Here is a 24,296-nt window from a genome sequence, read left to right as displayed (position 1 = left end):
AAAAGTGCTGCTAGGAGAAGTCAATGATATTGACCCACAAGCACAACAAGTGATCATGGGTGATGAGAAAATACCATATGACACCTTAATTGTGGCTACAGGGGCGAAGCATTCCTATTTTGGTAAAGATAACTGGGAAGAGTTCGCACCAGGGTTAAAGACTGTAGAAGATGCAATTGAAATGCGGCGACGGATTTTTTCAGCCTTTGAAGCCGCAGAAAAGGAAAAAGATCCAGCAAAACGCAAGGCTTGGCTGACTTTTGTGGTTGTGGGTGGCGGCCCTACCGGAGTAGAATTAGCGGGTGCGATCGCAGAGTTAGCTTACCAAACCCTCAAAGAAGACTTCCGCACTATCGACACCACAGAAGCACAAGTTATCCTCTTAGAAGGTTTAGATCGAGTCCTCCCACCATTTGCACCAGAATTATCCCAAGAAGCAGAAGCATCCTTGCAACAGTTGGGTGTGGTAGTCCAAACAAAAACTATGGTGACAAATATTGAAAATGATATTGTTACCGTCAAACAAGGTGATCAAGTTACAGAAATTGCTTCTAAGACAGTATTATGGGCGGCTGGTGTGAAAGCTTCCGCAATGGGTAAAGTCTTAGCAGAACGTACAGGTGCAGAATGCGATCGCGCCGGAAGAGTTATCGTAGAACCAGACTTAAGTATTAAGGGACATAGTAATATTTTCGTCGTCGGCGACTTAGCCAACTTCTCCCACCAAAACGGTAAACCCCTTCCAGGTGTCGCGCCTGTCGCTAAACAAGAAGGTGAATATGTCGCCGCATTGGTGCAGAAACGTTTAAAAGGTCAAACTCTACCATCCTTTAATTATACTGATCACGGTAGCCTAGCGATGATTGGGCAGAATGCCGCAGTTGTCGATTTAGGCTTTATGAAATTGAAAGGCTTCTTTGCATGGTTATTCTGGTTATTAATTCACATCTACTTCTTAATTGAGTTTGACAATAAGTTAGTAGTCATGATTCAGTGGGTGTGGAATTATATCACTCGTAATCGTGGAGCTAGATTGATTACCGGTCAAGAAGTTTCTCTAGACATAAAAGCTGTGAACAGTAACGGACATTATCAGCCGAAAGAAAATAGACAGCCAGTTAATGTCTAAAAATGGGGATTGGGAATAGGGAATAGGGCATAGGGCATAGGGAATAGGGAACATATTTAGATTCAAATTTGTGGAATAGGTATATTGCTGTATATAGGCAAAATACCTATTCCACAATTATTTTTAGCGTGTCTATCAATCTTGCATTTCTTAAAATTTTTGATAGTAACTACTCATCATTTATAAACTGATGATTTCTTTTTGTATTCTCAATAAGAAATTTCTTTAGCAAGAATAGGAAATTCTAATTTGTCAACTATATTTATCAGGCAAATTTCTCTAAATCTTGTGAAATAAGCTTTTTGATTTTATTAGTTCATCTACTCATCAAGTATTTGGTGAGTAAAAATGTCCTGAAAATCTCACAAATCGTAAAATTGATCATTTTTATGACTTTGACAATTGTTCAAAACAAGCCGCAACAATCATCACAATTTTGTTACATATTCATTAAGAATAGTTACAAAGTTCTCAAAACAAGGAAAGTCTCTTATGGTAGCTTCACTTGAGAATCATCAACCACATCAGGTCGTAATTGTTGGTGGTGGTTTTGGTGGACTGTACGCAGCAAAAGCACTGGCCAATGTGAATGTAAATGTGACTCTCATTGATAAACGTAATTTCCACTTATTCCAACCACTTTTATATCAAGTTGCTACAGGTACGCTATCACCTGCTGATATTTCCTCACCTTTACGATCTGTACTCAGCAAATGCAAAAATACACAAGTATTGCTGGGTGAAGTAAGTGATATTAATCCAGAAACAAAACAAGTTATTTTGGATGATAAAGTAGTCCCTTATGATACATTAATTGTTGCTACAGGTGCGAAGCATTCCTATTTTGGTAAAGATAATTGGCAAGAGGTTGCGCCTGGCTTGAAAACGATGGAAGATGCGATAGAAATACGTCGCCGCATCTTTTCAGCCTTTGAAGCCGCAGAAAAAGAAACTGACCCCGAAAAACGCCGGGCTTTATTGACATTTGTGATTGTAGGTGGTGGTGCGACAGGGGTAGAATTAGCGGGTGCGATCGCAGAGTTAGCTTACAAAACTTTGCAAGAAGACTTCCGCAACATCGACACCTCAGAAACTAGAATTGTACTATTACAAGGTGGCGATCGCCTACTCCCAGCCTTAGCACCAGAGTTATCGCAAGAAGCAGCAGAGTCTTTGCAAAAGTTGGGTGTGATTGTCCAAACTCAAACCCGCGTGACAAATATTGACAATGATATCGTCACCGTCAAACAAGGCGATCAATTTAGAGAAATTGCCGCCAAGACTGTATTATGGGCAGCAGGCGTGCAAGCTTCCCCAATGGGTAAAGTATTAGCCGAACGAACTGGGGTAGAATGCGATCGCGCCGGACGAGTTATTGTAGAACCCGACTTAAGCATTAAAGGATACGACAACATTTTTGTGATTGGCGACTTAGCCAACTTCTCCCACTACAACGGTCAACCCCTCCCAGGTGTCGCGCCAGTGGCGATTCAAGAAGGTGAATACGTCGCCAAATTAATTAGAAGACGTTTGCGTGGTAAAACTCTGCAACCATTTCAATACACTGATCATGGTAGCCTAGCGATGATTGGCAAAAATGCCGCCGTTGTAGACTTAGGCTTGCTCAAATTGACAGGCTTCTCTGCATGGGCGTTCTGGCTATTCATTCACATCTACTTTTTAATTGAGTTTGACAGCAAAGTATTAGTAATGATTCAGTGGGCGTGGAATTACTTCACCCGCAAACGTGGTTCAAGATTAATTACTGGTCAAGAAGCATTAGCTTTTGCTAGTGAAGTTAACGATAGTAGCGATACAACTAATTACGCACCAGCTAACAATAAACAGACAGTCAATGTCTAATTGTTTGATCATCATTCCATCTTCAGGGTGTACAGACGTACACCCTTATTTATGTTTGTTTAGCTTCCTTATCAATAGGTACAATTTTACTATTCAGCTTATGTTATGCTGTGGGCAAAGAAGCCTGTGTGAAGTGTGATGAAATATGAAAATATTTACTGCGGTTGTTGAGAAAGACCTTGACACTGGTTTATATGTGGGCTACATTCCAGGATTTCCTGGCGCGCATTCCCAAGCTGAAACTTTAGACGAACTACAAGTAAATATGCGTGAAGTAATTGAGATGTTATTAGAGGATGACAATCCAACTTTTACAACGGAGTTTGTTGGAATTCAGCAAATTGTCATTTCATAAATCATGAGCAGTATTCCTGTTTTGAAACCTCAAGAAGTTGTTCGCATACTAGAAAATCTAGGTTTTGTAGAAGTTCGTCAAAAAGGTTCACATAAGCAGTTTCGCCATGAAGATGGTCGAGCAACAACTGTTCCATTTCACAAAGGTCGTGATATTTCGCCTAGACTTCTTAGACAGATTGCAGTTGACATCGAATTGACAGTTGAAGAGCTTTTGGAATCAAGGTAAGCTAATCAACCATCACGAATTTACAAGTAAGTACAAACGACTTGATCAGCAGTTAGCCCCTTTCCTGATTGGATGCTTTGATGTGCTTTGCTAACTAAAATCCTGGAGCAAGTTCTGTAGGCGGCTATTTTGTGTCATCATCACAAGGAAGGAGATGTCGGGACTCAAAAATAAACTGATGACAGCCATTGCTTCTACTCTTGCATCTATTGTTGGCGCAGAAAATACTGTATACCCAGAAGATAACCCTCAGATTCTACAGGCTATTGGTGGTAAGCCTCCTAGTTGTATAGTCTATCCCCAAACCCAAGCACAACTAGCCGAGGTCATCGCCACGGCTGACAGTCATAACTGGCGCGTTCTTCCCTGTGGTGGTGGGAGTAAACTCAGTTGGGGTGGTTTAACTCAAGATGTTGATGTAGTGGTGAGTACGAAACACCTCAATCAACTGATTGAACACGCTGTAGGTGATTTGACTGTCACTGTGGAAGCTGGGATGAAATTTGGGCATCTTCAGCAAATTTTGGTAAATTCACGGCAATTTCTCGCCCTTGACCCCTCTAAACCTGATTCAGCAACTATTGGTGGAATTGTCGCCACTGCTGATACTAATTCCCTGCGACAACGTTATGGTAGTGTACGTGACCAGCTTTTGGGGATTACCTTTATCCGTGCGGATGGTCAAATCGCCAAAGCTGGGGGAAGGGTGGTCAAAAATGTGGCTGGCTATGACTTGATGAAGTTGTTCACCGGTGCATACGGGACATTGGGAATTATTAGCCAAGTTACCTTCCGCGTTTATCCTCTACAGGAAGCGTCGGGAACGGTGGTTTTGACTGGTAGTGCTGAAGCGATTTTGCAAGCGGCTAATACTTTACGCGGTTCGGCCTTGACACCTACCCAAGCTGATTTATTATCTATGCAATTAGTCTCTAGCTTAGGTTTGGGTACAGGAATGGGATTAATCGCACGCTTCCAAAGTATTCCTGAAAGTGTAAAAGAACAATCCCATCGGATGTTAGAGGTAGGACAGACGTTAGGATTAACAGGAACAGTTTACGCCGATGCCGATGATAGCAATCTATGGCAGAGATTACAAGAAAAAATACATAATCCTGCCACTGAGTCAACAATTACCTGCAAAATAGGGATATTACCAACTGCTGCTGTGGAGGTGTTGACGGGAGTGGAAATTGGACTGGTGCATCTCAGCAGTGGTTTGGGTGTAGTGCAGGTTCAGAATCAAACTCAGGCTTTAAAAGTGCGATCGCTTTGTCAATCTCGTCATGGTTTTCTCACCGTCATTAAAGCACCTGTAGCGGTCAAACAACAAATTGATGTGTGGGGATACACAGGTAACGCTTTGCCGTTAATGCGTCGGATTAAACAACAGTTTGATAGCAAAAATCTTTTAAGTCCTGGTCGGTTTGTTGGTGGTATTTAAAGCCAGTCACCCACAAATAGACACAGACATCGAGAGGGGAAAATAAGTATGCAAGTTTCAGAAGATTCTACTAATAATGTCGCTAGTTTGAAAAATTTAAAAGGCTTTGATAGTAATCATCCACCTGACCCAAAGTTAATTGATAGTTGTGTGCATTGTGGATTTTGCCTTTCTACTTGTCCTAGTTATCGGGTAATAGGGAAAGAGATGGATTCCCCTAGAGGACGTATCTATTTAATGGATGCCATTAATGAGGGGGAAATTGCCTTAAATACAGCTACCGTTCAACATTTTGATTCTTGTTTAGGTTGTCTTGCTTGTGTTTCTACTTGTCCTTCTGGTGTACAGTATGACAAGTTAATTTCTGCTACTCGCCACCAAGTCGAACGCAATTATCCCCGCACTTTCTCAGATAAATTCATTCGTCAATTAATATTTGCTTTATTCCCTAATCCAGATATCTTACGGATTTTATTAATCCCTCTATTTGTTTATCAAAAACTCGGTTTACCTAAACTGGTACGCGCAACAGGTTTACTCAATAAAATATCACCCCGCCTGGCAGCAATGGAATCAATTCTGCCAGAAATCACCATAAAATCATTTCAAGACAATCTACCAACTATTATTCCTGCACAGGGTAAGAAACGCTATCGTGTGGGGGTAATTTTGGGATGTGTACAACGCTTATTTTTCTCACCAGTGAATGAAGCAACTGTGAGGGTGTTAACGGCGAATGGCTGTGAAGTTGTGATTCCTAAATCTCAAGGTTGTTGTGCAGCACTCCCAGAACACCAAGGACAAACAGAACAAGCGCAAGCATTAGCTAGACAGATGATTGATAGCTTTGCTAACACTGGGGTAGATTACATTATTATCAATGCGGCTGGTTGCGGTCATACTTTAAAAGAATACGGTCACATCTTAGCAGATGATCCAGAATATCGAGAAAAAGCGCAAGACTTTGCAGCTAAAGTTAAAGATGCTCAAGAGTTTTTAGGTAATGTCGGTTTAACAGCAAAACTGTTACCTGTGACGGATAAACCTGTGAATTTAGTTTATCAAGATGCTTGTCATTTATTACATGGACAAAAAATCAGTGTACAACCACGACAGTTATTAAGACAAATTCCAGGTGTGAATTTAAAAGAACCATTAGATGCGGCTTTATGTTGTGGTAGTGCTGGGGTTTATAATATGCTCCAGCCAGAAGTTGCGGAAGAATTAGGGAAACAAAAAGTGCAGAATTTATTAAATACTGGTGCTGAATTAATTGCGTCTGCTAACCCTGGCTGTTCATTGCAAATTACTAAGCATTTGCAATTGCAAGGGAAAAATATGACTCTTATGCACCCGATGGAATTATTAGATTATTCCATTCGGGGTGTGAAGTTGGATTTATAGCGATTTCTCCATTCTATTTAATAGACAATAACCCCTGTTTTTTAGTGAAACAGGGGTTATTAGTTTTGGCTTTTATTTCTCTTAAACCCTATTGTATATTCCAGCATCTCTGCACAAAATTTAACTATAAATTAACCCTTTAGTTGACTTTCCTTAACCCATAACAGCATTAATTTCAGTTATCCTAAGTCGCGGATAGGCATTATTTCCTAATAAATAAGCACTACCCCGATCAAACATGGCGAGAATATACCGTCGATTCCTGGCAGATAGTCTGGTGATGTGGACTCTGCCAGTTTTATTTTTGCAATTTAGCTCATCAATTTTCCTAGAAATATTATTTACTGAATTCATTACAATTGTGATGTAAATATATCATTTTAGTTATTAAATATTGTTTAAACTTCACCCAGGTATTTGGCTCATATTTCAAAAATGCAATAGTATCACTAAACTTCTATAGTTTAGCAAAATATCCAGCTAATTCTATAGTTGTAATACACCATATTTACCTCAAAGCCGCAATCAATACATATTCATATTTTGAGGAAAATCATATAGTTCTTAGTTAATAAGGAATTTACTTAAAATCTATTGGCAATCATCAAAAATTTGTTTCATTATTCACAATTGAATGAATATCTTTGAACCTTGTATATTTGTGAGGACTTTTTGACTCAATAGACATAAACCCCGATATTAGCATACGTCTGTTACACATTTACCATCATAATTAATAACAGAATCTATAAATTAAGCCATAATTCATCATCTATCTTTAACTTTCCTTCATCTATTAAAAAAGCCTGCTATGGATTAATTTATTTTAAACACATTTTAAATGTGCTTTTACCATTCCTTAACCTGATTTAAAAACAAAAAATGTAGCTTGATGAAGGCTTTGATTCAAGCAGCAAATATTCCTTAAGCTACGAGGCGATATGGTTTTTTTTACCACCGTTTTTCAGCGTGTTTTTAGCACCGCAGTATTAGCATCTGCTGTTGCTGTTACTCCTATTTTGACAGCCACAGCTCAGGCTCAAACTCTTAACGGCGCAGGCGCAACTTTTCCCGCTCCACTATACGAAAGATACGCGCGTGAAGTGAGAAAGAAGCATCCAGAGTTGAAAGTCAACTATCAAGCTATTGGTAGTGGTGGTGGTATTCGTCAAACCATTGCTGGAACTGTTGACTTTGGTGGTAGTGATGCTGCAATGAAAGATGATGAAATTGCTAAAGTCAAAAATGGTGTCATCTTAGTTCCTACTGCCGGTGGTGCGGTTTCAGTTGTTTACAATATCCCTGGAGTCAGTAATCTAAGACTGTCTCGCGCTACATTACCAGCAATTTTTTCCGGTCAAATTACCAATTGGAACGACGCAAAAATCAAGGCTGATAACCCTGGAGTCAATCTACCAAATCAACCAATTAAATTTGTAGTCCGCGCTGATAGTAGTGGTACAACTTTCATTTTCACCAATCATTTAAGCAGTATTAGCCCTTTTTTCAAAGGTAGAATTGGTGCTAACACTGCTCCTAAATGGACTTTACCAAATGCACTCAAAGGTAAAGGTAATCCAGGTGTAGCTGCTTTAGTAGCTCGTACTCCTGGTTCTATTGGGTATGTTGAATATAGCTATGCTGTTGCTAACAAGCTGAGATCAGCACAAATTCAAAATAAGAGAGGAGAATTTGTTGCACCTTCTTTACAAACTGCAAATGCAGCTTTATCGACTGTTAGTTTCCCAGACAATTATCGCGTATTTGTAGGAGATCCAGGACAAGGTTATCCCATCGTCGGTCTTACCTGGATGATGGTTTACAGAAAGTATCCTAATGCTGCTAAAGCTGATGCGATTAGAAAATGGATTAATTGGGTGTTGACTGATGGTCAACAATTCAATGATGACCTCAACTATACCAGAATTCCTTCTAGTACAGCTAATCGGGTACTACAAACAGTCAACAGCACTGTCAAATAAACACTGAATTTTTGTCAGTTCTTTAGTTAATGAGGGTGGACTATTTGTCTACTCTCATATCAATCATATTTATGAATTTGTAATTGGTATGGCAAATTTATCTGAACCTGAAAATAATGTTTCTAATGCCAGTTTAGAATTAACAGCTAATGATGGGATAAATTATTGGTTAAATCAGAGCTTTACTTGGCTAATCTATACATTTTCGGCTCTGACAGTGGCGATACTATTTGTGATGAGTTGGATTATTTTCCATGAAGCTCAACCCGCCATCGGTAAATTCGGTATTGGTTTTTTATGGGGTAGAGATTGGGATGTCGGAAATCAAATCTTTGGCGCATTACCTTATATTTATGGAACTTTAGTTAGTAGTGCGATCGCGATTTTCATTGCCTTTCCTGTAGGTATAGCGGTTGCTTTAGTCACTAGTGAAAACTTTCTCCCCATATCAGTCAAAACTACATTAGCATTTGTAGTGGAATTAATCGCTGCTATTCCTAGTGTGATTATAGGTTTGTGGGGGATTTTTACCTTTATTCCTGTCATCGAACCTGCACAACAATGGCTATCTGCAAATTTGAGTTGGATACCATTCTTTAAATCAGACTTCCCGATTGGGACAAATATGTTAACCGCCGGGATGATTTTAGCCATTATGATTTTACCCACAATGGCAGCTATTTCCCGTGATGTATTAATAGCCATACCCAAGGAACTCCGCACAGCCTCTATGGCTTTGGGGGGAACGCGTTGGGAAACTATTTTTCGTGTGTTATTACCTGCGGGTTTTTCGGGAATCGTCAGTGCAGCTATGTTAGCTTTAGGACGCGCCTTGGGTGAAACTATGGCTGTAACTATGGTAATTGGGAACTCTGCCCAAATTAGTTTATCTTTACTTGACCCAGCTTATACTATTCCCTCTGTATTAGCTAATGAATTCGCTGAAGCTGAACCAGGATTACACATCGGCGCATTAAGTTATTTAGGCTTAATCCTATTCGCTCTGACTTTAATTATCAACATCATCGCTAGATTAGTAGTGCAGTGGTTTGGTCAGAAAAATAAATAGATATTCAATGTCAATTAATTATTGCACCGATGAACAATATGGAAAATTATCAACAGCCAGAAGTAGATAAACTTCTAGCCGCAGAATTATATAGTCCTCTCCCATCAAGAAGGCTATTATTTACCTATTTAATGAATTTTATGGCCTTCGCCTTTGCAGCTTTAGCATTAATTCCTCTGTTTTCAATTTTATGGGAAATTATCAAGCGAGGTATAGGCGGAATTAAAACAGAAATGTTTGTCAAATCAGTCATTGATAATGGTTTTGGTAATGCCATTTTAGGAACAATTACAGTTGTAGCGATCGCCTCATCATTTAGTATTCCTATAGGATTATTTACAGGCATATTTTTAGCAGAATTTGCTCAAACCAATTCCATCACTCGTTTCGTCCGATTTATTACCAGTATTCTCACTGGCGTTCCTTCTATTGTTGTGGGTATATTTGCTTATGGTGTGATAGTTTTATCAACCAAAAGTTTTAGTGCGATCGCAGGTGGTTTTGCCTTAGCAACTATCATGTTACCCATTATTGTTCTCACCACGGAAGAAGCGTTAAAACTCATCCCTATAGAACAGCGTCTGGCCTCGGCTGCTTTAGGAGGGACACGCTTTCAAACTACTTTTCGCATCGTCGTTACAGCCGCTATCCCCACAATTACCACAGGTGTTTTATTGGCTGTAGCGCGTGCAGCAGGCGAAACCGCACCGCTTATTTTTACTGCTTTATTTAGTCTTGACTGGTCTGCGGGATTACTCACTCCCACCGCTTCCCTACCCGTATTAATCTTTAATCTCTACAACGACCCCGACCCAGAACGCAGTCAATTAGTTTGGACAACTTCTATTATTTTACTTGGCTTAGTTTTGTGTGTTAGCCTCATTTCTCGGTTAGTTACTAGTAAGAAAAAGTGAATTAAAACTGTCAGACATCCCTAGCATCATGAATCAGTTAAATCCAGCTATTAGAGTTAAAAGTCTCAGCTTTTATTACAACACCACCTCCAAGGCTATTGAAGGGGTGTCTATGGATATTTACCAAAACCATGTCACTGCAATTATTGGGCCTAGCGGTTGTGGTAAATCTACATTTATCAAAACCCTCAATCGTATTAGTGAATTAGAAGGCCCCGTAAAAGTAGAAGGAAAAGTAGAATTATTCGGTCAAAATATTTATGACCCCCGTATAAATATCAATAGACTCCGCCGTCAAATTGGTATGGTCTTTCAAAGACCAAATCCTTTTCCTATGAGCATCTATGAAAATGTTGCCTATGGTGTGAGAATATCAGGCGGACTACCACAAGCAGAATTAGATGATATCGTAGAATCTGCACTCAAAGGCGCAGCACTTTGGAGTGAAGTTAAAGATAAACTCAAGCAATCAGCACTTGGTCTTTCTGGAGGTCAACAGCAGCGATTATGTATTGCTCGTGCTTTAGCTATCAAACCAAAAGTATTGTTAATGGATGAACCCTGTTCAGCACTCGACCCCATTGCAACTATGAAAGTCGAAGAACTAATTCATAGCTTGCGTTCTGAACTGACCATTGCCATTGTCACCCACAATATGCAACAAGCAACTCGCGTTTCTGATTTTACAGCTTTTTTCAGTACCGATGAAAGTCGTATTGGTCAAATGGTGGAGTTCGGTACTACAACTCAAATTTTTAGCAATCCCCTCGATCCTCGCACCCGTGATTACGTTTCAGGACGTTTTGGTTAAGTCCTGTCGGAGTGATGAGTAATGAGTAATGAGTGATGAGTGCTGAGTAATGAGTGCTGAGTAATGAGTGCTGAGTAGTGATAGAGAAATAAACTCTACTTTGTCTACCTTGTCTACCTTCCAGTCCCCAGTCCCCAGCGAAGCACTGAGCTTGTCGAAGTGTCCCCAATCTCCAATCCCCAATCCCTGACTTTTGAAAAGTCGGGGATCTTGTTTGTAACTGCTCTATTGCCTTAATTTTCTAAAAACATTCTTAAGATAAAAAATCTAGCCACATAAAATTAAAAAGCTTTGATAAACTTTTGCCTCTACTTGTGCGAGAGTTTAGTAATGTTTTGAATTTATATATTCCTAGATTACTCATATATTTTGTAATATTAATAGTGAAGCTTCCATATATCTAATGTGATACATCAAAGATTTCATCGCCAAATCATCTAGATTGTCAACCTATTTTATCTAAGTAGAACGACTTGAAAAACCCAAACTATGTGAAGTAATGTAAAAAGATTGGTATCTAGTTCGTAGTAAGGACTTCAGTCCTTATTAGAGGACTAAAGTCCTCACTACATACAACTCTTGAATTATCTACACCGTTCTACTTATAGGACAATGCAGTTCAGTTAATAGGAACTGTTGGTTGCGTTGAGCGATAGCTAAACCCAACAAGTTTGAAGGACTTTGGGTCGAGGAAGGAAATTCGACTCACACCAGATTTAATTTTTAACCTTAACTGAAATTTATTGTTCTATGGAATTAATAATTTGATTTTTGAAAAAACTTCAGTACGCTTCTTATCTCTATTGGAATAATTTGTTATCTGCTTGATTTTAACATCATGTATTAGTAATCCACTTTCGAGGTGAAAGAAAATGATTATACTGAAAACTGAATTTATCTACCGATTCATTTTTATCCCTGTGTTCCAAAGCTATAAAAAATCCCTCTTGGCTAGACAAGGCATCAAACAGCATGACCTGTACTGTGTTTGCTGTATTGAATTACTTAATTATCACACCAGTTGAGCAGCATGAATAAGCTAGTTCCCGCCATCAGAGTTAAAAATTTCAGTTTTTATTACGACACCCAAAAAATCCTAGAAGGTGTATCTCTGGATATTTACCAAAGTAAAGTAACTGCGATTATTGGCCCTAGTGGTTGTGGTAAATCTACTTTTCTCAAATCTCTAAACCGCATGAATGAACTAGATACAGAGATTAGGGTTGAAGGTAGAGTGGAATTTTTTAATCAAAACATTTATGAACGACGAATCAATTTGAATCGCTTACGCCGTCAAGTTAGTATAGTGCTTTCTAAGCCGAATCTTTTCCCTATGAGTGTTTATGATAATGTCGCTTATGGAGTGAAAATTATCGGATGGCGACCGAAGGTAGAAATTGATGGGATTGTCGAATCAGCACTCAAAGATGCTGATTTGTGGGATGAGTTGAAAAATAAACTCCATAAGTCGGCTTTAGACTTGTCTGGTGGTCAACAGCAAAGGCTGTGTATTGCGCGTGCGTTAGCTGTTAAGCCAAAGGTGATCTTAATGGACGAACCTTGTTTTGGCCTTGATCCGATCGCTAGTATGAAAGTTGAGAGTTTAATTCAAAGCTTGCGTTCGCGTTCTGAAATCACTATAGTTATCGTGAGCCACAATTTATCACAAGTGACCCGCGTATCTGATTTTACCGCCTTTTTTCACTTGAATGAGAATCGAGTCGGCGAACTGGTGGAATTTGGTGTCACCAAAAAAATCTTTACCAACCCGCTTCATTCTCGAACCCGTGAGTATGTTATTACTCGTATCAATTAAAATTTCTTTTTTTCTGTTTCCCTTGTCAAAGCGGTTATATTATTTTTTGCTTGAAAACCTGCAAAGCCAGTCTCCCTTGACTGATACCAAATTGGTATAGGTAATATGGTTTCGAGATTCTGGAACAGTCTAAGAATCTAGGCTGTTAATCCAAAATCCAAAATCCAAAATCCAAAATTGGTATGAGAGACTGACCGGAGAATTATGATTAGCAAATAGCAGATAGTGGTGTACCCAACCAACCAGCAAAATTCTCCTGCTGTGTGGCGGTGGGATTCTTTACCGGCACTACCTGATACTTTACTGGTCGTGGTTGACCAAGAGTCACAGGTACAGTCCGCAGTTCATCTTGATGGAAAATTGTGAATTCGATGATATCACTAGCTTGATAGTCTTTCAGGCGATCGCTCAGTTGATGAGCTGTCACCTTAATACCTGCGATCGCTAGCAACTCATCACCTGCATCAATTCCCGCTAGTTGCGCCGGAGAAGCAGTTTCTACAAACTTAATCATCTCCCTACCATTCTCAGTATTTACCTTCATTCCTAGATAGGGTTCTTCTTCCTTCTCCGCCACTAAACGTAAGCCAAACGGCTCTAAATACTCATCAAACGGTAATTCATCTGTGCCATCAATATAGCGTGCAAAAAAGTCAGTCAAGTTAACTTCTGCTATAGATTCAATTACTGCTTGCAACTGTTGTGGAGTGTAGCCAATTTCCGGCTGACCAAATTCATGCCACATTTGACGCATCACATCATCCAGAGAACGCCGGTTGCGATGTCGCCATCTAATCAGCAAATCCAGTAACAAAGACACCATTTCTCCTTTCAAATAATAGGAGACTTGAGAATTGCCACTATTCGCATCGGGACGGTATAGTTTAATCCACGCATCAAAACTCGACTCAGCCAATGATTGGACTTTCCGTCCTGGAGTCGTCAAAAACCTACTAATTTCCTTACTCCAGTAGTTGAGATAAGTCTTGACCTCATAAATTCCTGCCCTTAAAGGAATAATCAGGTCATAATAACTCGTAGTCCCCTCACAAAACCACAAAGAAGGAGTATAGCTTTCTTGGTCGTAATTAAACACTTCCAACGCTTTGGGACGAATGCGTTTGACGTTCCATAGGTGAAAGAACTCGTGCGCTACCAGTTGGATAAAGCGTTCATATTTATCTTGGGTACGAAAGCCAAATCTTTGGTAAATCAGCGAACAACAGTTTTTATGCTCTAAACCACCATAAGCTTGAGCAAATAAATGTACTAAAAACAGGTAACGGTCATAGGGTAGACCGCCAAACATTTGCGCTTCTACCTGCACAATTTTTTGAATGTCGCTAATGAGTGGCTGTACCTGAAAATTTCCCTGTCCCCAAATTGCCAGATCATGAGGCTTACCCAACACATCGAAACTATACAGCTGATGCTCCCCAATCTCAAACGGACTATCCACCAAAGTATCAAAGTCACTGGCGTAGAAGGTATTATACTGCTCCTTCATTTTCGGTAAGGCAGTGGTGACTTGCCAGTGCGGATACGGAGGTACAACAGTCACAATTATCGGTAAATTATCACAGCCCACCAGCCTTAAAAACAATGCTGCTCCGTTAAAATAGCCGTGAGTAGAATCTAAATGATTAGTTCTTACCGATAACTCATTGGCAAATACTCGATATTTTATAGTTACATCTGATACATCATCTTTATTGATTTGCCAGTGATTTTTGCTGACTTTGCGCCAGTTTAAAGGCTGGTCTGCACCGAAAGCCGTAAAGTCTTGTAAATTTTTGGCATACTCCCGCACCAAGTATGATCCTGGTGTCCATACCGGCATTTTTAAGTCAAGAATTGATGATGGATGGTTTACAATTTGTAAACTAACCTCAAATAGATGCGTTTCTGGTTGGGGCATTGCCACCTGATAATGAATCGTCGGCACGGTTTCCTGAACGCCAATATCGATACGAGGTGCTGTTGCTTCAGTCATCTGTAGTTAAAAGTGATAAGTTCTGAGTCAAAAGTCAGTCCATAGTTAATAGTTAATAGTTAATGGTCAATAGTCAATAGTTATGGAGTTTATAGTCAGCATTTATTTATGTAGTAATCCTAATTACTACAATAGAGCCTATTTGATTAAAATTACTAGACTTATGCTCACCAATGCTGGTTATGTCGATACTAAGTACCACGGAACTGACTTTTTTACAGCAAAATGCTGTTACCTCAGAATGTTATTTATAAAATAAATATTAAATTTTATTCCCTTAAAGCCCTAAATAATTAATAAAGAATTAAGATTTGCTTAGTCAATCAGGGCTGAAACGTTACAACGCATCAGACCTTGCCGGCTAGGTTGGTCAACTGCTTAAAATTAATTAGCTGAACAATATTATTGCCATGATCAATTTTAATCCAACCTTTTTCATTCAGTTTTTCCATAATTTTAGTAGTTTCTTCTACACCAATTTCTGTAACTTCGGCTAAATCTTTAAAAGGTATATTTAAAATTTCTTTACCCGTTTCTAATTCTTGACCATAGCTTTCTCCTAAACTGACTAAAGTATGTGCCAGTTTCACAGCAGGTGGTGAAGACCTAAGTTGTAAACGTTGATTATTTTGTCTCAATCTCCGCACCATCAATTGCAACATTCGGTGATGTAATTGGGGGTCTTTAAAGAGAATTTGGATAAATCTTTCTCTGGAAATACTCAGTAATTTTACTGGAGAAAGGGCTATCACATCAGTAGAACGGGGAGATTCGTCTAAAATCGCCATTTCCCCAAAAAAATCTCCTTTACCCAAAATGGCTAAAGCTACGGAATCATCGCCACAAGTGCGTCTGACTTTCACCCATCCAGAAACGATAAAGTAAACAGCATTCCCCCAAGCATCTTCCATTAATACAGCTCTGCCCACGGGGTATTCGTGTTCAGTAGCAACGTTGAGTAGCCACTCTAGAGTTTGTGGACTAGCTGTACTCAACAAAGGGAAAATTTCACTAAAAACCTCGGTTTGCATGAAATATCTACTAATTAATAAATTTGGTAATGGAAAATAAATCTAGCTATTCGGTCAGTTATGATCATCCAAAATACACAATTCAAATCAATAATAACTTAATTTACAGTTGAACAACTTGTATGCAATCAAGGAGCTATTATTCTTGATTTTGTCATCAAAAACTGGATTGTGAATTTGGATAAAATGGCTATTTTAAAATTTTCAAACCAAAATCTGACTATGAAATAAGACATCAACTTTATGATATTTTGAACCATAACTCTTAAAAAGGAGAGTCTAGGTTGCCATTACAACATAACAATTATGTGGAAAATCGAAATCAGAGGTTTTACTGACGGCAGTCATGGGCTTTATATTGGTAACTGGTTATTTGCTGTCAGTATTTTGATTTGTTGATCTAAATTTTCTGCTAGTCGGTTCAGAACTTTTACAGCTTCTGATTGTTCAGTATGAGTGCGGGATTTAACAGCAGTCTTTGGTTGAGTTCGTGTAATTTATGACTAAGTTGCTGGGAAATACCGATGATATCGCGACTGAGATGAATTACCTGTTGCTGTTGATAGAACTTTAATGCAGCCCCCCGCAGCACTTGTAATGTCGCTTCTTCGCCATAGCTGCCAGGCATTACCCTAATGCGTAATAATACGCGAGTTTGCTGATACAAGCATTCTTTTTCTACTTGTCTAGGTTCAGCGTGTCTTGTCACGGGTAGGGCGACGAAACGCTTTAATTCATTTAATACTCCTTGGAATCCAGATAAAGGTATATTTTCTAACACTGATTGCAAAACACCGTTATCACTCCAGATAATTCTGCCTTGATATGGCTGTCTTTCTAAATAAAGGCGGCCAATCCCTCCACTTAAGACTCGTGCTAGTAACTCTTCTAGTAATTGCTTAGGAGGTAAATTTGTCAATGAGTCGGTGGGGGTAAATACTTCGGGGGAGTGTAACTGCAAAACAGTCACATCACTAAACGGTGGCTTGTTGTCAGGGGTAGGAATTTCTATATGGTTTCTTGTTCTTTGATAGGCTTTGAGTGGAGGTGTCTGTTCTAAGGTTTGGGTAGAAACACCAATTTCCTCAGTTTGTTGATCGGTATTTTCTTCTAAGTCTGTGTTGATTTGCGGTGTTTCTATCTGTTGCTCATCTGAAGAAAATGTATTTTTATAACTGAGATAGAGAGAAAGAATGCTGCGGTGAGTCTCGGCAGCGATTTCTTGAGTGGTAATTGTGTAGTTGAGATAAGAGACAATGCGACTGACATAATCTAAAGCCCCACCATCCTGTGCATGAACCATACCCAGTAACAGTTGATTTTCCTCTAGTCTGAGGGGCAGAATTTGGTGATATAGGCAGGCTTCAAATGATAATAGGTTATCGATCAGTTTAAATATTGGTTCGCGTTCTGATTCTTCCTCCCATTTACTGGAGGTCGCGTGTAATATTTGACCTGTACTGGCTTCGGTATCAGCTGGTTTACCCTCTGAAGACCACATAGTTTTATTTGCTTGGTGTGACTTTAATATTTTATGTTGCTGTTAGCTAGTTGGCAGTAAATAAATATACTTCTTAAATTCTGAAATGTCATCGGGGCAGGGGGCAAGGGGCAGGGAGCAGAGGGCAGGGGGCAGGGGGCAGGGGGCAGGGGGAAGAATTCAATGATGGTATTTGCTCTGATTTATGGAGAATAGACAGAAGTGCTTGCCTAGTCCCCAGTCCCCAATCCCCAGCGAAGCACTGAGCTTGTCGAAGTGTCCCCAATCCCTATTCGCTGTTTGATTTATTCTTGAGTTCTGATAGCTTGGGCTGCTAGATATACTTTTGTCCATTCACCCATGACTTGATGCGGTTTCAGCTTTAATTGTTCGGCTACAGCTTCAGTAGAGTGACCGGCTTTGCGTAAATCTAATACTTGTCTACCGATGGGAGTTAATTTTTCATATAGTTGCTGCCACTGGTTGGTGGTTAAACCTAAATTATGCTCTTGTAAGGAAATGGATAACCAGTTATCGACTAGTTCGGGTTTACCTTTGAGGGCGAATACACGGATGGCGTGATAGCTAATTTTTTCCCGTAGACGATAGATTTCTTTGATGGGTTTGTTAATTTTTTTGGCGATTTCATCTTGAGATTTGCCTTGGAGATAGAGTTTGAGCCACTCTACGGCCTCACTACCCAGGTTTTCTTCTAGGTAACTGGCAAATTCTTGTTGGACGGTTTGACGTACTGCTTGTTGTTCTTCTAGTTGCTGCGCTTCTTGATATTCGGCGATCGCTTGATTATCTACTAAGTTAACGCGATTATCGCTATCATCGGTGAGCATTTCGTCAGAAACTAACCTTACCAAGTCGCTTCCTGGGACTTGGGTTAAACCACCGCGTTGCGATCGCCGTAGATAGTTGACAAACCGATAAACTAACAACGGTTGGTTACGTACTGGTCTTAAACAATACTCTTCTGTGGTGGCAAAAAGTAATGTATCTTTGAGACGTTTATCTAAGGTGATTTCGGCGATGTAAGCCATTTGTTGCTGCATATAGTTATCGCTTTGCAACAGTTCTTGCAGCACCTCCTGCAAAACATCCATAACGCTGCGTTGGCGATCGCGACTCAGGGAAATCCAAGTTTGAATTTTATTGCGTAATGTAACTAAACTGCCTAAGCGAGTAATCAAGTTGCGATAGGCTTTGTCTCTGCCTAAGCCTAAGTAGCGTTGAATTAGGATTTTCCAGCGATATTCCATCGCCTGTTTAGCAATGTCGAGTTCCTTGGGACTCAGCAGATCAAACCGTTGTGAATCACGACCTAAAAGCCAGAGAACAATACTTTCCCTAGCAGCTACACTTTGTTCTGGACACTCCGCAGCTAGCCGTTTGCGCCAAAATTGCGCTAGTTTTTCTGCTTCCGTTACCATAGCGAGATTGCGCTCCTCGAAACCCTGTTTTAAAGTTTGCATCACAACCCCCTTTAGTCGTCCTCAAATGATTAGCTAGCAGTTAGTTGCCCGTAAGTCCGTCATCTTCATGAAGACTTCTCAGCGATTACATTGTTATTACGTCTTTACTGGCTAACTTTATGCAAGAATTTACGCGAAAATATATTAATTTCTCTTGCCTCGAACCCGGAAATTACGGTGGTTCAAGGATTTGACTGCCCTGAAATTCAGTTAAAGCTTTGTATACTTTTGTTTAGGAATTACACTTTCAAAGTAGAGGACGCACTTGCAAGGGTGTTGAGAAAAAACGACGTTAAGCACTTTTGTACTGGATATAGTGGGATTTACCTCCAGACGACGGTGTTTTTCGCCTTTAAGTTTCAGCTTACGAACTTAAGGTGAAAAATGAGAACATTTGTAATCTTTCTTTTGAGTCAACTTATGATACCAAATTGGGATAAGTAGTATTGTTTCGAGATTCTGGAACAGTCTAAGAATCTAGGCTTTGAATCCAAAATCCCAAATCCAAAATTGATATGAGTTCTTCAAGTTCCTAGATTGATTTGTGTCATCGAGAACTTGACCCAAAAACTTAAAAGTACCCTTACGGGTACTCACTAGAATAAGGGGAATAGTTTGGAAAACACCAGTATTCTTAACTTTTACAGGAATGCCTTTGTTCTAGCGTCCGTTGGATGAGCGAATAATGGGGTTTTCTACAGAGTCTCGATATTGTTGTACGGCTTCGGTGTAGCCAATTGGTAATACGGCTTCTACGTTTTCATGGGGGCGGGGAATAATCACCCAAGACTCTAAAGTACCACCATAAACGTTTTGTGCTGCTTCTACCCCAGCCGCCATCGCAGTTTTCACTTCGGAAACATCACCGCGAATATTCACTGTAAAGCGTGCGCTACCCACACGGATATAGCCTACTAAGGTAACTCGTCCTGCTTTAACCATTGCGTCTGCTGCGGCTAATACAGCAGGAAAACCCTTAGTTTCTAACGCTCCAACTGCTTGTAATGACATTAGTGATCTCCTGTATGAATAAAAGTATGGGGTAGAGGGTATGAGTGTTAATTTTACGCAGTTTCGTTACAATTTTTGATAGCGAAATTGCTTAGAAGATGCGGAACGGTTCTGATGTTTGAGTGAAGTGGATGGGTAATATTGCTTCCACGTTATCTGGAGGATTGGGAACTATGTAATGGGTGATGACTTCACCACCGTAAGCTTGTTCACCAGCTTCAATCCCAGCTGCTACTGCTGTTTTTACTTCTGCTACTTGTCCCCTCACAGCCACTAACAAACGCGCACTTTCCGCTTGACCATAATACACCAGAGTCACTGCGGCAGATTTTACCATTGCATCGGCTGCGGCTAGTACAGCCGGAAAACCTAAAGTTTCAATTACGCCAACCGCCATTGGCATGGCATCAGCTCCTAATAAATGATAAGTAATATTAATTTTACGAGGCTTTGTCCTGATTTTGACAACAGAATAATTTTTCATTGACCGCAATTAAACTTCAAACTTCATCCGATGTTGGAGTACGGTTTTGTTGTCTAAGCCAACCAAAAATTATTCCACTAGATATTGCATAGATTGGCGAAAAACTGACGATGAAAGCACCCATACCAGGTAAACCACCAATGCTATAGCCTAAGCCTAAGACACCCAAGGCTGCTATTAGCATAATGATGGCATTTGCTGGTATCCACCAAAATGATTTTTGCAGACTCCCACGCAAAATCAGCCATTGAAATAATCCCATCAGCGCGCCTGATAATGTAACTTGCGCGATCGCACCCCAAGCTGAAGGTATAATTGCCCAAATTGGTTTACCAAAATCAGGTGAACCTGGTGCGGGGACTGCCGAGTATAGCATCATAGTCAACGTGTAAGCAATTCCGCACCAACCCAGAGCCGAAGCTAAAATCCACCACCAAGAACGCGGTACAATACTACGCAGGATAAACCTTTGGGCAGTACCAACAGATACCCCTAGCCCCAAACCTGCACCTAAAGTAGCACCAATCAAGAAACATCCAATCGCCCCTTGTCCTTGACATCCTGGAATTACCAGGGCTAGTGGATAGCCAATGAGAGGAACTCCCAAAAATCCCCCAAGCATACCTAAAACCCCACCCACGAGAAAACCAGCCAAAGTGATGAAAGTCCACCTCAACCACAAACGAGTCCCAAAAAATCGCATCATTTTTTTTACGACATAGATTTTCAATTACTCTTTTATATATCCCCAAAATTGCTATGACTTACGTATTGGGGATTGGGGATTGGGGATTGGGAAAAGGAGACAAGGTAGACAAGGTAGGAGAGGAGAAAAACTAATAACTAATGACTAATGACTAATGACTATTGAGACTATTGACTATTGACTATGTTTCCAAACTTCTTACCAAGCACAGTTACACAACTTACAGAACCTACCTCAATCGCGCTTGCTCAAAGTATACAAACTCAGGCGATCGCAACTCCTTTAATTAATTTGCCCATTACTACTTCTTATGTACTTCAAGGAAGTGGTGGGACACCAATTTTATTAATTCATGGCTTTGATAGTTCTGTTTTAGAATTTCGGCGGCTTTTGCCATTGTTAGCACAAGAAAATGAAACTTGGGCAGTGGATTTATTGGGATTTGGCTTTACAGATAGGCTTGCAGGAATTCAGTTTAGTCCACTGGCAATTAAAACCCATCTCTATTATTTTTGGAAAACTCTAATTCAAGAACCAATGATTTTAGTGGGTGCATCAATGGGAGGTGCAGCCGCCATTGATTTTACTCTGACTTATCCAGAGGCTGTGAAAAAATTGGTGTTAATTGACAGTGCGGGTTTAAGGGGTGGTTCGCCTTTAGCTAAATTGATGTTTCCGCCTTTGGATGCTTGGGCTACAGGATTTTTGCAAAGTTTAAAAGTGCGCGATCGCGTGACTCGTACTGCTTATAAAAATGTCAATTTAGCTTCTGTTGATGCTCTTTGTTGTACTGCATTACATCTAGAAATGAGCAATTGGTCACAGGCTTTAATTAGTTTTACTAAAAGCGGTGGTTATAGTGCTTTTAGATTTAAAAAGTTGGCGGAAATTCAGCAGCAAACTTTAATTTTATGGGGTGATAGTGACAAAATTTTAGGTACGGAAGATGCTAAAAGATTTAAACGTGCTATTCCTCAAAGTCAATTAATTTGGATTGACGATTGTGGTCATGTTCCTCATTTAGAACAACCTCAAGCTACTGCTCAATATATCCTCAAATTTAGTAGAGAAGAACAACTTAAGTAGAACAACTGGAAAAAACCAAACTATGTTAAACAATATAAAAATAATAGAATTCATTTCGTAGTAAGGACTTTAGTCCTTTGCTGTTCGCGCAGCCTCTCGTAGATAAGAGAGAACTAAAGTTCTCACTACAAACCTTTAATTATTTGCCTTCTTCTAGTGACACACAGATAGATTTTTCAATGATATTCTAGCGATACCTGCGGCGGACTACGCCTACACACTCAATTAAAAGTGATCGCTAAAATTCATACAGATGTCAAGTCAATAATGAACATTTAACTGACAGTCTAGTAAGATTGCCTACGCTACAAATACGCTTGACAGAAGTTCTTAGAATAGTAGAATCTACAACTAAGTCACAATCACCGACCCATAGCTAACTCGTGCGGAAATTTAAAAATCTTGCGGGTTTTTCATCAAAAGCTATGCTGTTCACCAAATTCCAGGCTAGGATGATTGGTTAGCGGTGCTTTGATTAAATATCGAGTTCAATTTTTGAGATTTTATGGACAAAAGTCCACCAGACGGCAGTATTATCCTCCTCTAAGCTGGCGAGAGAGTCTCCCAGCGCGGGGGAGACTTTAGGAGGTATCATCATGCTCATACAGGATATTCGCAATTCAGGTTTGGATATTGCCGATTTAAACCAGCTCAAATGGGATTTAAATCAGTTACCACCGGTAGATGTGGGAGAGTATATCGCACAATTACCAGAAAAACAGCGCGCGATCGCATTTCGTTTACTCAACAAAGATCAAGCAATTGATGTATTTGAATATTTGCCCACAGAAATTCAAGAAGAACTGATCAATTCTCTACATGATACCCAAGTCGTACAATTGGTAGAGGCGATGAGTCCTGATGAACGGGCAGAATTATTTGATGAATTACCTGCTGTAGTCATCAAAAAGCTATTACGAGAACTCAGTCCAGAACAACGACAAGCCACCGCTACGATTCTCGGCTATCCCGAATACACAGCCGGAAGAATCATGACGACGGAATACGTCCGTTTGCGGGAAGGTTTGACTGTCGGTGAAGCCCTCAGTAAAATTCGCCGTCAGGATGAAGACAAAGAAACCATTTACTATGCTTACGTCACCGATGATAACCGCAAGCTAGTCAGGGTTGTGTCATTGCGGCAATTATTATTTACCTTCCCAGAAGTTTTGATTCGGGATATTGCCAGCGATCGCGTAATTAGGGTAAGAACTGATACACCCCAAGAAGAAGTCGCCCAAGTCATGAAACGCTATGACTTGATTGCTGTGCCTGTGGTGGACAAAGAAGATAGATTAGTCGGTATTATTACGATTGATGATATCGTCGATGTTCTAGAAGAAGAAGCCACAGAAGACTTTCAAAGATTAGCCGGTGCTAGCGGCGATGAAGAAGCTTTATCTCCCGCCCACATCACCATTCGCAAGCGTTTGCCCTGGCTATTGGGGATTATGGCATTGTATATTGGTGCAGCCAGTGCGATCGCGCCTTTTCAATCGGTAATTTCAGCTGTGCCGGTCTTAGCTGTGATTATGCCCATATTTTCTAACACAGGTGGCACTGTCGGCATCCAAGCCCTCACAGTCACAATTCGGGGTTTAGGGATAGGGGAGGTCACACCTAAAGATACAATGAAAATTCTGCGGAAAGAAATCCTCGCAGGCTTAGGCACAGCCGTAGTTTTAGCCCTCACCATGTTTGCCTTATCATTAATTTGGGCTAGACCCCAGGAAAGATGGGTGGCTTTAATTGCCGGTGTGGTCATGGCAACTAATACAATGGTAGCTGTCACCTTGGGAACTCTCCTGCCGATGGCACTCAAACGCCTCAAGCTAGATCCTGCCCTGATGAGTGGCCCTTTAGTCACCACCATGCTAGACACAATTGGATTCTTAACCTTCCTCACAATGATTTCCGTAGCGTTGAAAGTATTTAATTTACCTAGTTAGAAATTAGGGGTGTAAGGGTGTAAGGGTGTAAGGGTGTAGGGGGAAAATTTCTACCCAATG

Annotated in this window: 21 protein-coding genes and 1 pseudogene; 13 read left to right on the top strand and 9 right to left on the bottom strand. The window is 40.2% G+C overall.

Going from position 1 to position 24,296, the window contains the following annotated elements:
• The 6 genes from CV014_RS14895 to CV014_RS14870 form a co-directional block, all read left to right on the top strand.
• Positions 1–1,129 (top strand): NAD(P)/FAD-dependent oxidoreductase (locus CV014_RS14895; RefSeq protein ID WP_236142745.1); only part of this gene is annotated, 1,129 nt, incomplete at its 5' end.
• 492 nt (positions 1,130–1,621) lie between these two features.
• Entirely contained in the window at positions 1,622–2,992 is a 1,371-nt protein-coding gene (locus CV014_RS14890; protein WP_236142744.1) for an NAD(P)/FAD-dependent oxidoreductase, read from the top strand.
• Positions 2,993–3,137: 145 nt separating this feature from the next.
• Complete coding sequence (locus CV014_RS14885; RefSeq protein ID WP_236142743.1) at positions 3,138–3,347, top strand: type II toxin-antitoxin system HicB family antitoxin; 210 nt, start codon at positions 3,138–3,140, stop codon at positions 3,345–3,347.
• 3 nt (positions 3,348–3,350) lie between these two features.
• On the top strand, positions 3,351–3,575 hold the full coding sequence (locus CV014_RS14880) for a type II toxin-antitoxin system HicA family toxin (protein ID WP_236142742.1): 225 nt from the start codon (positions 3,351–3,353) through the stop codon (positions 3,573–3,575).
• 178 nt (positions 3,576–3,753) lie between these two features.
• Positions 3,754–5,019: an FAD-binding oxidoreductase gene (locus CV014_RS14875; RefSeq protein WP_236142749.1), complete on the top strand. Its 1,266-nt coding sequence runs from the start codon at positions 3,754–3,756 to the stop codon at positions 5,017–5,019.
• A 48-nt stretch (positions 5,020–5,067) separates the two neighbouring features.
• Complete coding sequence (locus CV014_RS14870; protein WP_236142741.1) at positions 5,068–6,423, top strand: (Fe-S)-binding protein; 1,356 nt, start codon at positions 5,068–5,070, stop codon at positions 6,421–6,423.
• 153 nt (positions 6,424–6,576) lie between these two features.
• Here the strand turns inward: CV014_RS14870 and CV014_RS14865 are convergent, their stop codons facing one another.
• Positions 6,577–6,777: a hypothetical protein gene (locus CV014_RS14865; protein ID WP_236142740.1), complete on the bottom strand. Its 201-nt coding sequence runs from the start codon at positions 6,775–6,777 to the stop codon at positions 6,577–6,579.
• Between the two features lie 587 nt (positions 6,778–7,364).
• On the opposite strand from CV014_RS14865, the gene pstS reads away from it, so the two are divergent.
• From pstS to pstB, 4 genes are all read left to right on the top strand, one after another.
• On the top strand, positions 7,365–8,405 hold the full coding sequence (gene pstS / locus CV014_RS14860; RefSeq protein WP_236142739.1) for a phosphate ABC transporter substrate-binding protein PstS: 1,041 nt from the start codon (positions 7,365–7,367) through the stop codon (positions 8,403–8,405).
• Between the two features lie 88 nt (positions 8,406–8,493).
• The gene (gene pstC, locus CV014_RS14855; protein ID WP_236142738.1) at positions 8,494–9,474 is read left to right on the top strand and encodes a phosphate ABC transporter permease subunit PstC; all 981 of its coding nucleotides are present in this window, start codon (positions 8,494–8,496) and stop codon (positions 9,472–9,474) included.
• 38 nt (positions 9,475–9,512) lie between these two features.
• Positions 9,513–10,388 carry a phosphate ABC transporter permease PstA gene (pstA, locus tag CV014_RS14850; RefSeq protein WP_236142748.1) on the top strand — a complete coding sequence of 292 codons (876 nt, stop codon included), beginning with the start codon at positions 9,513–9,515 and terminating at the stop codon, positions 10,386–10,388.
• Between the two features lie 28 nt (positions 10,389–10,416).
• A complete protein-coding gene (pstB, locus tag CV014_RS14845; RefSeq protein WP_236142737.1) occupies positions 10,417–11,199 on the top strand; it encodes a phosphate ABC transporter ATP-binding protein PstB in 783 nt (260 codons plus the stop codon).
• Here pstB and CV014_RS14840 read toward each other — a convergent pair.
• Positions 11,182–11,382: a hypothetical protein gene (locus CV014_RS14840; RefSeq protein WP_236142736.1), complete on the bottom strand. Its 201-nt coding sequence runs from the start codon at positions 11,380–11,382 to the stop codon at positions 11,182–11,184. The genes pstB and CV014_RS14840 overlap by 18 nt on opposite strands.
• Before the next feature lie 847 nt (positions 11,383–12,229).
• Between CV014_RS14840 and CV014_RS14835 the strand changes: the two genes are divergently transcribed.
• Complete coding sequence (locus CV014_RS14835) at positions 12,230–13,015, top strand: phosphate ABC transporter ATP-binding protein (protein WP_236142735.1); 786 nt, start codon at positions 12,230–12,232, stop codon at positions 13,013–13,015.
• A gap of 208 nt (positions 13,016–13,223) precedes the next feature.
• On the opposite strand, the gene CV014_RS14830 is transcribed toward CV014_RS14835, so the two are convergent.
• The 7 genes and pseudogenes from CV014_RS14830 to CV014_RS14800 form a co-directional block, all read right to left on the bottom strand.
• Positions 13,224–15,008, bottom strand: coding sequence for a M61 family metallopeptidase (locus CV014_RS14830; RefSeq protein ID WP_236142734.1), 1,785 nt, complete (start codon positions 15,006–15,008; stop codon positions 13,224–13,226).
• Positions 15,009–15,355: 347 nt separating this feature from the next.
• Positions 15,356–16,039, bottom strand: coding sequence for a Crp/Fnr family transcriptional regulator (locus CV014_RS14825; protein ID WP_236142733.1), 684 nt, complete (start codon positions 16,037–16,039; stop codon positions 15,356–15,358).
• A 353-nt stretch (positions 16,040–16,392) separates the two neighbouring features.
• A pseudogene (locus tag CV014_RS14820) lies at positions 16,393–17,540 on the bottom strand (pilus assembly protein PilB).
• 284 nt (positions 17,541–17,824) lie between these two features.
• The gene (locus CV014_RS14815; protein WP_236142732.1) at positions 17,825–19,000 is read right to left on the bottom strand and encodes a HetZ-related protein 2; all 1,176 of its coding nucleotides are present in this window, start codon (positions 18,998–19,000) and stop codon (positions 17,825–17,827) included.
• Positions 19,001–19,660: 660 nt separating this feature from the next.
• The gene (locus CV014_RS14810; RefSeq protein WP_103137240.1) at positions 19,661–20,011 is read right to left on the bottom strand and encodes a carbon dioxide-concentrating mechanism protein CcmK; all 351 of its coding nucleotides are present in this window, start codon (positions 20,009–20,011) and stop codon (positions 19,661–19,663) included.
• A 91-nt stretch (positions 20,012–20,102) separates the two neighbouring features.
• The gene (locus tag CV014_RS14805; protein ID WP_236142747.1) at positions 20,103–20,414 is read right to left on the bottom strand and encodes a carbon dioxide-concentrating mechanism protein CcmK; all 312 of its coding nucleotides are present in this window, start codon (positions 20,412–20,414) and stop codon (positions 20,103–20,105) included.
• Positions 20,415–20,511: 97 nt separating this feature from the next.
• Positions 20,512–21,201, bottom strand: coding sequence for a hypothetical protein (locus CV014_RS14800; RefSeq protein ID WP_236142731.1), 690 nt, complete (start codon positions 21,199–21,201; stop codon positions 20,512–20,514).
• A 183-nt stretch (positions 21,202–21,384) separates the two neighbouring features.
• On the opposite strand from CV014_RS14800, the gene CV014_RS14795 reads away from it, so the two are divergent.
• On the top strand, positions 21,385–22,287 hold the full coding sequence (locus CV014_RS14795) for an alpha/beta fold hydrolase (protein WP_236142730.1): 903 nt from the start codon (positions 21,385–21,387) through the stop codon (positions 22,285–22,287).
• A gap of 596 nt (positions 22,288–22,883) precedes the next feature.
• Complete coding sequence (mgtE, locus tag CV014_RS14790; RefSeq protein WP_236142729.1) at positions 22,884–24,236, top strand: magnesium transporter; 1,353 nt, start codon at positions 22,884–22,886, stop codon at positions 24,234–24,236.
• Positions 24,237–24,296: the final 60 nt, after the last annotated feature.

Origin of the sequence: Nostoc sp. CMAA1605, from assembly GCF_021596505.1 — a bacterium.
Lineage (GTDB): Bacteria > Cyanobacteriota > Cyanobacteriia > Cyanobacteriales > Nostocaceae > Trichormus.
The sequence above is the reverse complement of the archived record's forward strand: the minus strand, read 5'-3'. Positions and strand labels throughout refer to the sequence as shown.

What these genes read in the sequence shown, in the direction of transcription:
- CV014_RS14865 (WP_236142740.1), bottom strand. Translation starts at nt 6,777, where the DNA reads ATGAATTCAGTAAATAATATTTCTAGGAAAATTGATGAGCTAAATTGC.
- CV014_RS14880 (WP_236142742.1), top strand. Translation starts at nt 3,351, where the DNA reads ATGAGCAGTATTCCTGTTTTGAAACCTCAAGAAGTTGTTCGCATACTA.
- CV014_RS14805 (WP_236142747.1), bottom strand. Translation starts at nt 20,414, where the DNA reads ATGCCAATGGCGGTTGGCGTAATTGAAACTTTAGGTTTTCCGGCTGTA.
- pstC (WP_236142738.1), top strand. Translation starts at nt 8,494, where the DNA reads ATGGCAAATTTATCTGAACCTGAAAATAATGTTTCTAATGCCAGTTTA.
- CV014_RS14890 (WP_236142744.1), top strand. Translation starts at nt 1,622, where the DNA reads ATGGTAGCTTCACTTGAGAATCATCAACCACATCAGGTCGTAATTGTT.
- CV014_RS14875 (WP_236142749.1), top strand. Translation starts at nt 3,754, where the DNA reads ATGACAGCCATTGCTTCTACTCTTGCATCTATTGTTGGCGCAGAAAAT.
- CV014_RS14815 (WP_236142732.1), bottom strand. Translation starts at nt 19,000, where the DNA reads ATGCAAACTTTAAAACAGGGTTTCGAGGAGCGCAATCTCGCTATGGTA.
- CV014_RS14835 (WP_236142735.1), top strand. Translation starts at nt 12,230, where the DNA reads ATGAATAAGCTAGTTCCCGCCATCAGAGTTAAAAATTTCAGTTTTTAT.
- pstA (WP_236142748.1), top strand. Translation starts at nt 9,513, where the DNA reads ATGGAAAATTATCAACAGCCAGAAGTAGATAAACTTCTAGCCGCAGAA.
- pstS (WP_236142739.1), top strand. Translation starts at nt 7,365, where the DNA reads ATGGTTTTTTTTACCACCGTTTTTCAGCGTGTTTTTAGCACCGCAGTA.
- CV014_RS14870 (WP_236142741.1), top strand. Translation starts at nt 5,068, where the DNA reads ATGCAAGTTTCAGAAGATTCTACTAATAATGTCGCTAGTTTGAAAAAT.
- CV014_RS14795 (WP_236142730.1), top strand. Translation starts at nt 21,385, where the DNA reads ATGTTTCCAAACTTCTTACCAAGCACAGTTACACAACTTACAGAACCT.
- CV014_RS14830 (WP_236142734.1), bottom strand. Translation starts at nt 15,008, where the DNA reads ATGACTGAAGCAACAGCACCTCGTATCGATATTGGCGTTCAGGAAACC.
- CV014_RS14810 (WP_103137240.1), bottom strand. Translation starts at nt 20,011, where the DNA reads ATGTCATTACAAGCAGTTGGAGCGTTAGAAACTAAGGGTTTTCCTGCT.
- mgtE (WP_236142729.1), top strand. Translation starts at nt 22,884, where the DNA reads ATGCTCATACAGGATATTCGCAATTCAGGTTTGGATATTGCCGATTTA.
- CV014_RS14885 (WP_236142743.1), top strand. Translation starts at nt 3,138, where the DNA reads ATGAAAATATTTACTGCGGTTGTTGAGAAAGACCTTGACACTGGTTTA.
- CV014_RS14825 (WP_236142733.1), bottom strand. Translation starts at nt 16,039, where the DNA reads ATGCAAACCGAGGTTTTTAGTGAAATTTTCCCTTTGTTGAGTACAGCT.
- pstB (WP_236142737.1), top strand. Translation starts at nt 10,417, where the DNA reads ATGAATCAGTTAAATCCAGCTATTAGAGTTAAAAGTCTCAGCTTTTAT.
- CV014_RS14800 (WP_236142731.1), bottom strand. Translation starts at nt 21,201, where the DNA reads ATGATGCGATTTTTTGGGACTCGTTTGTGGTTGAGGTGGACTTTCATC.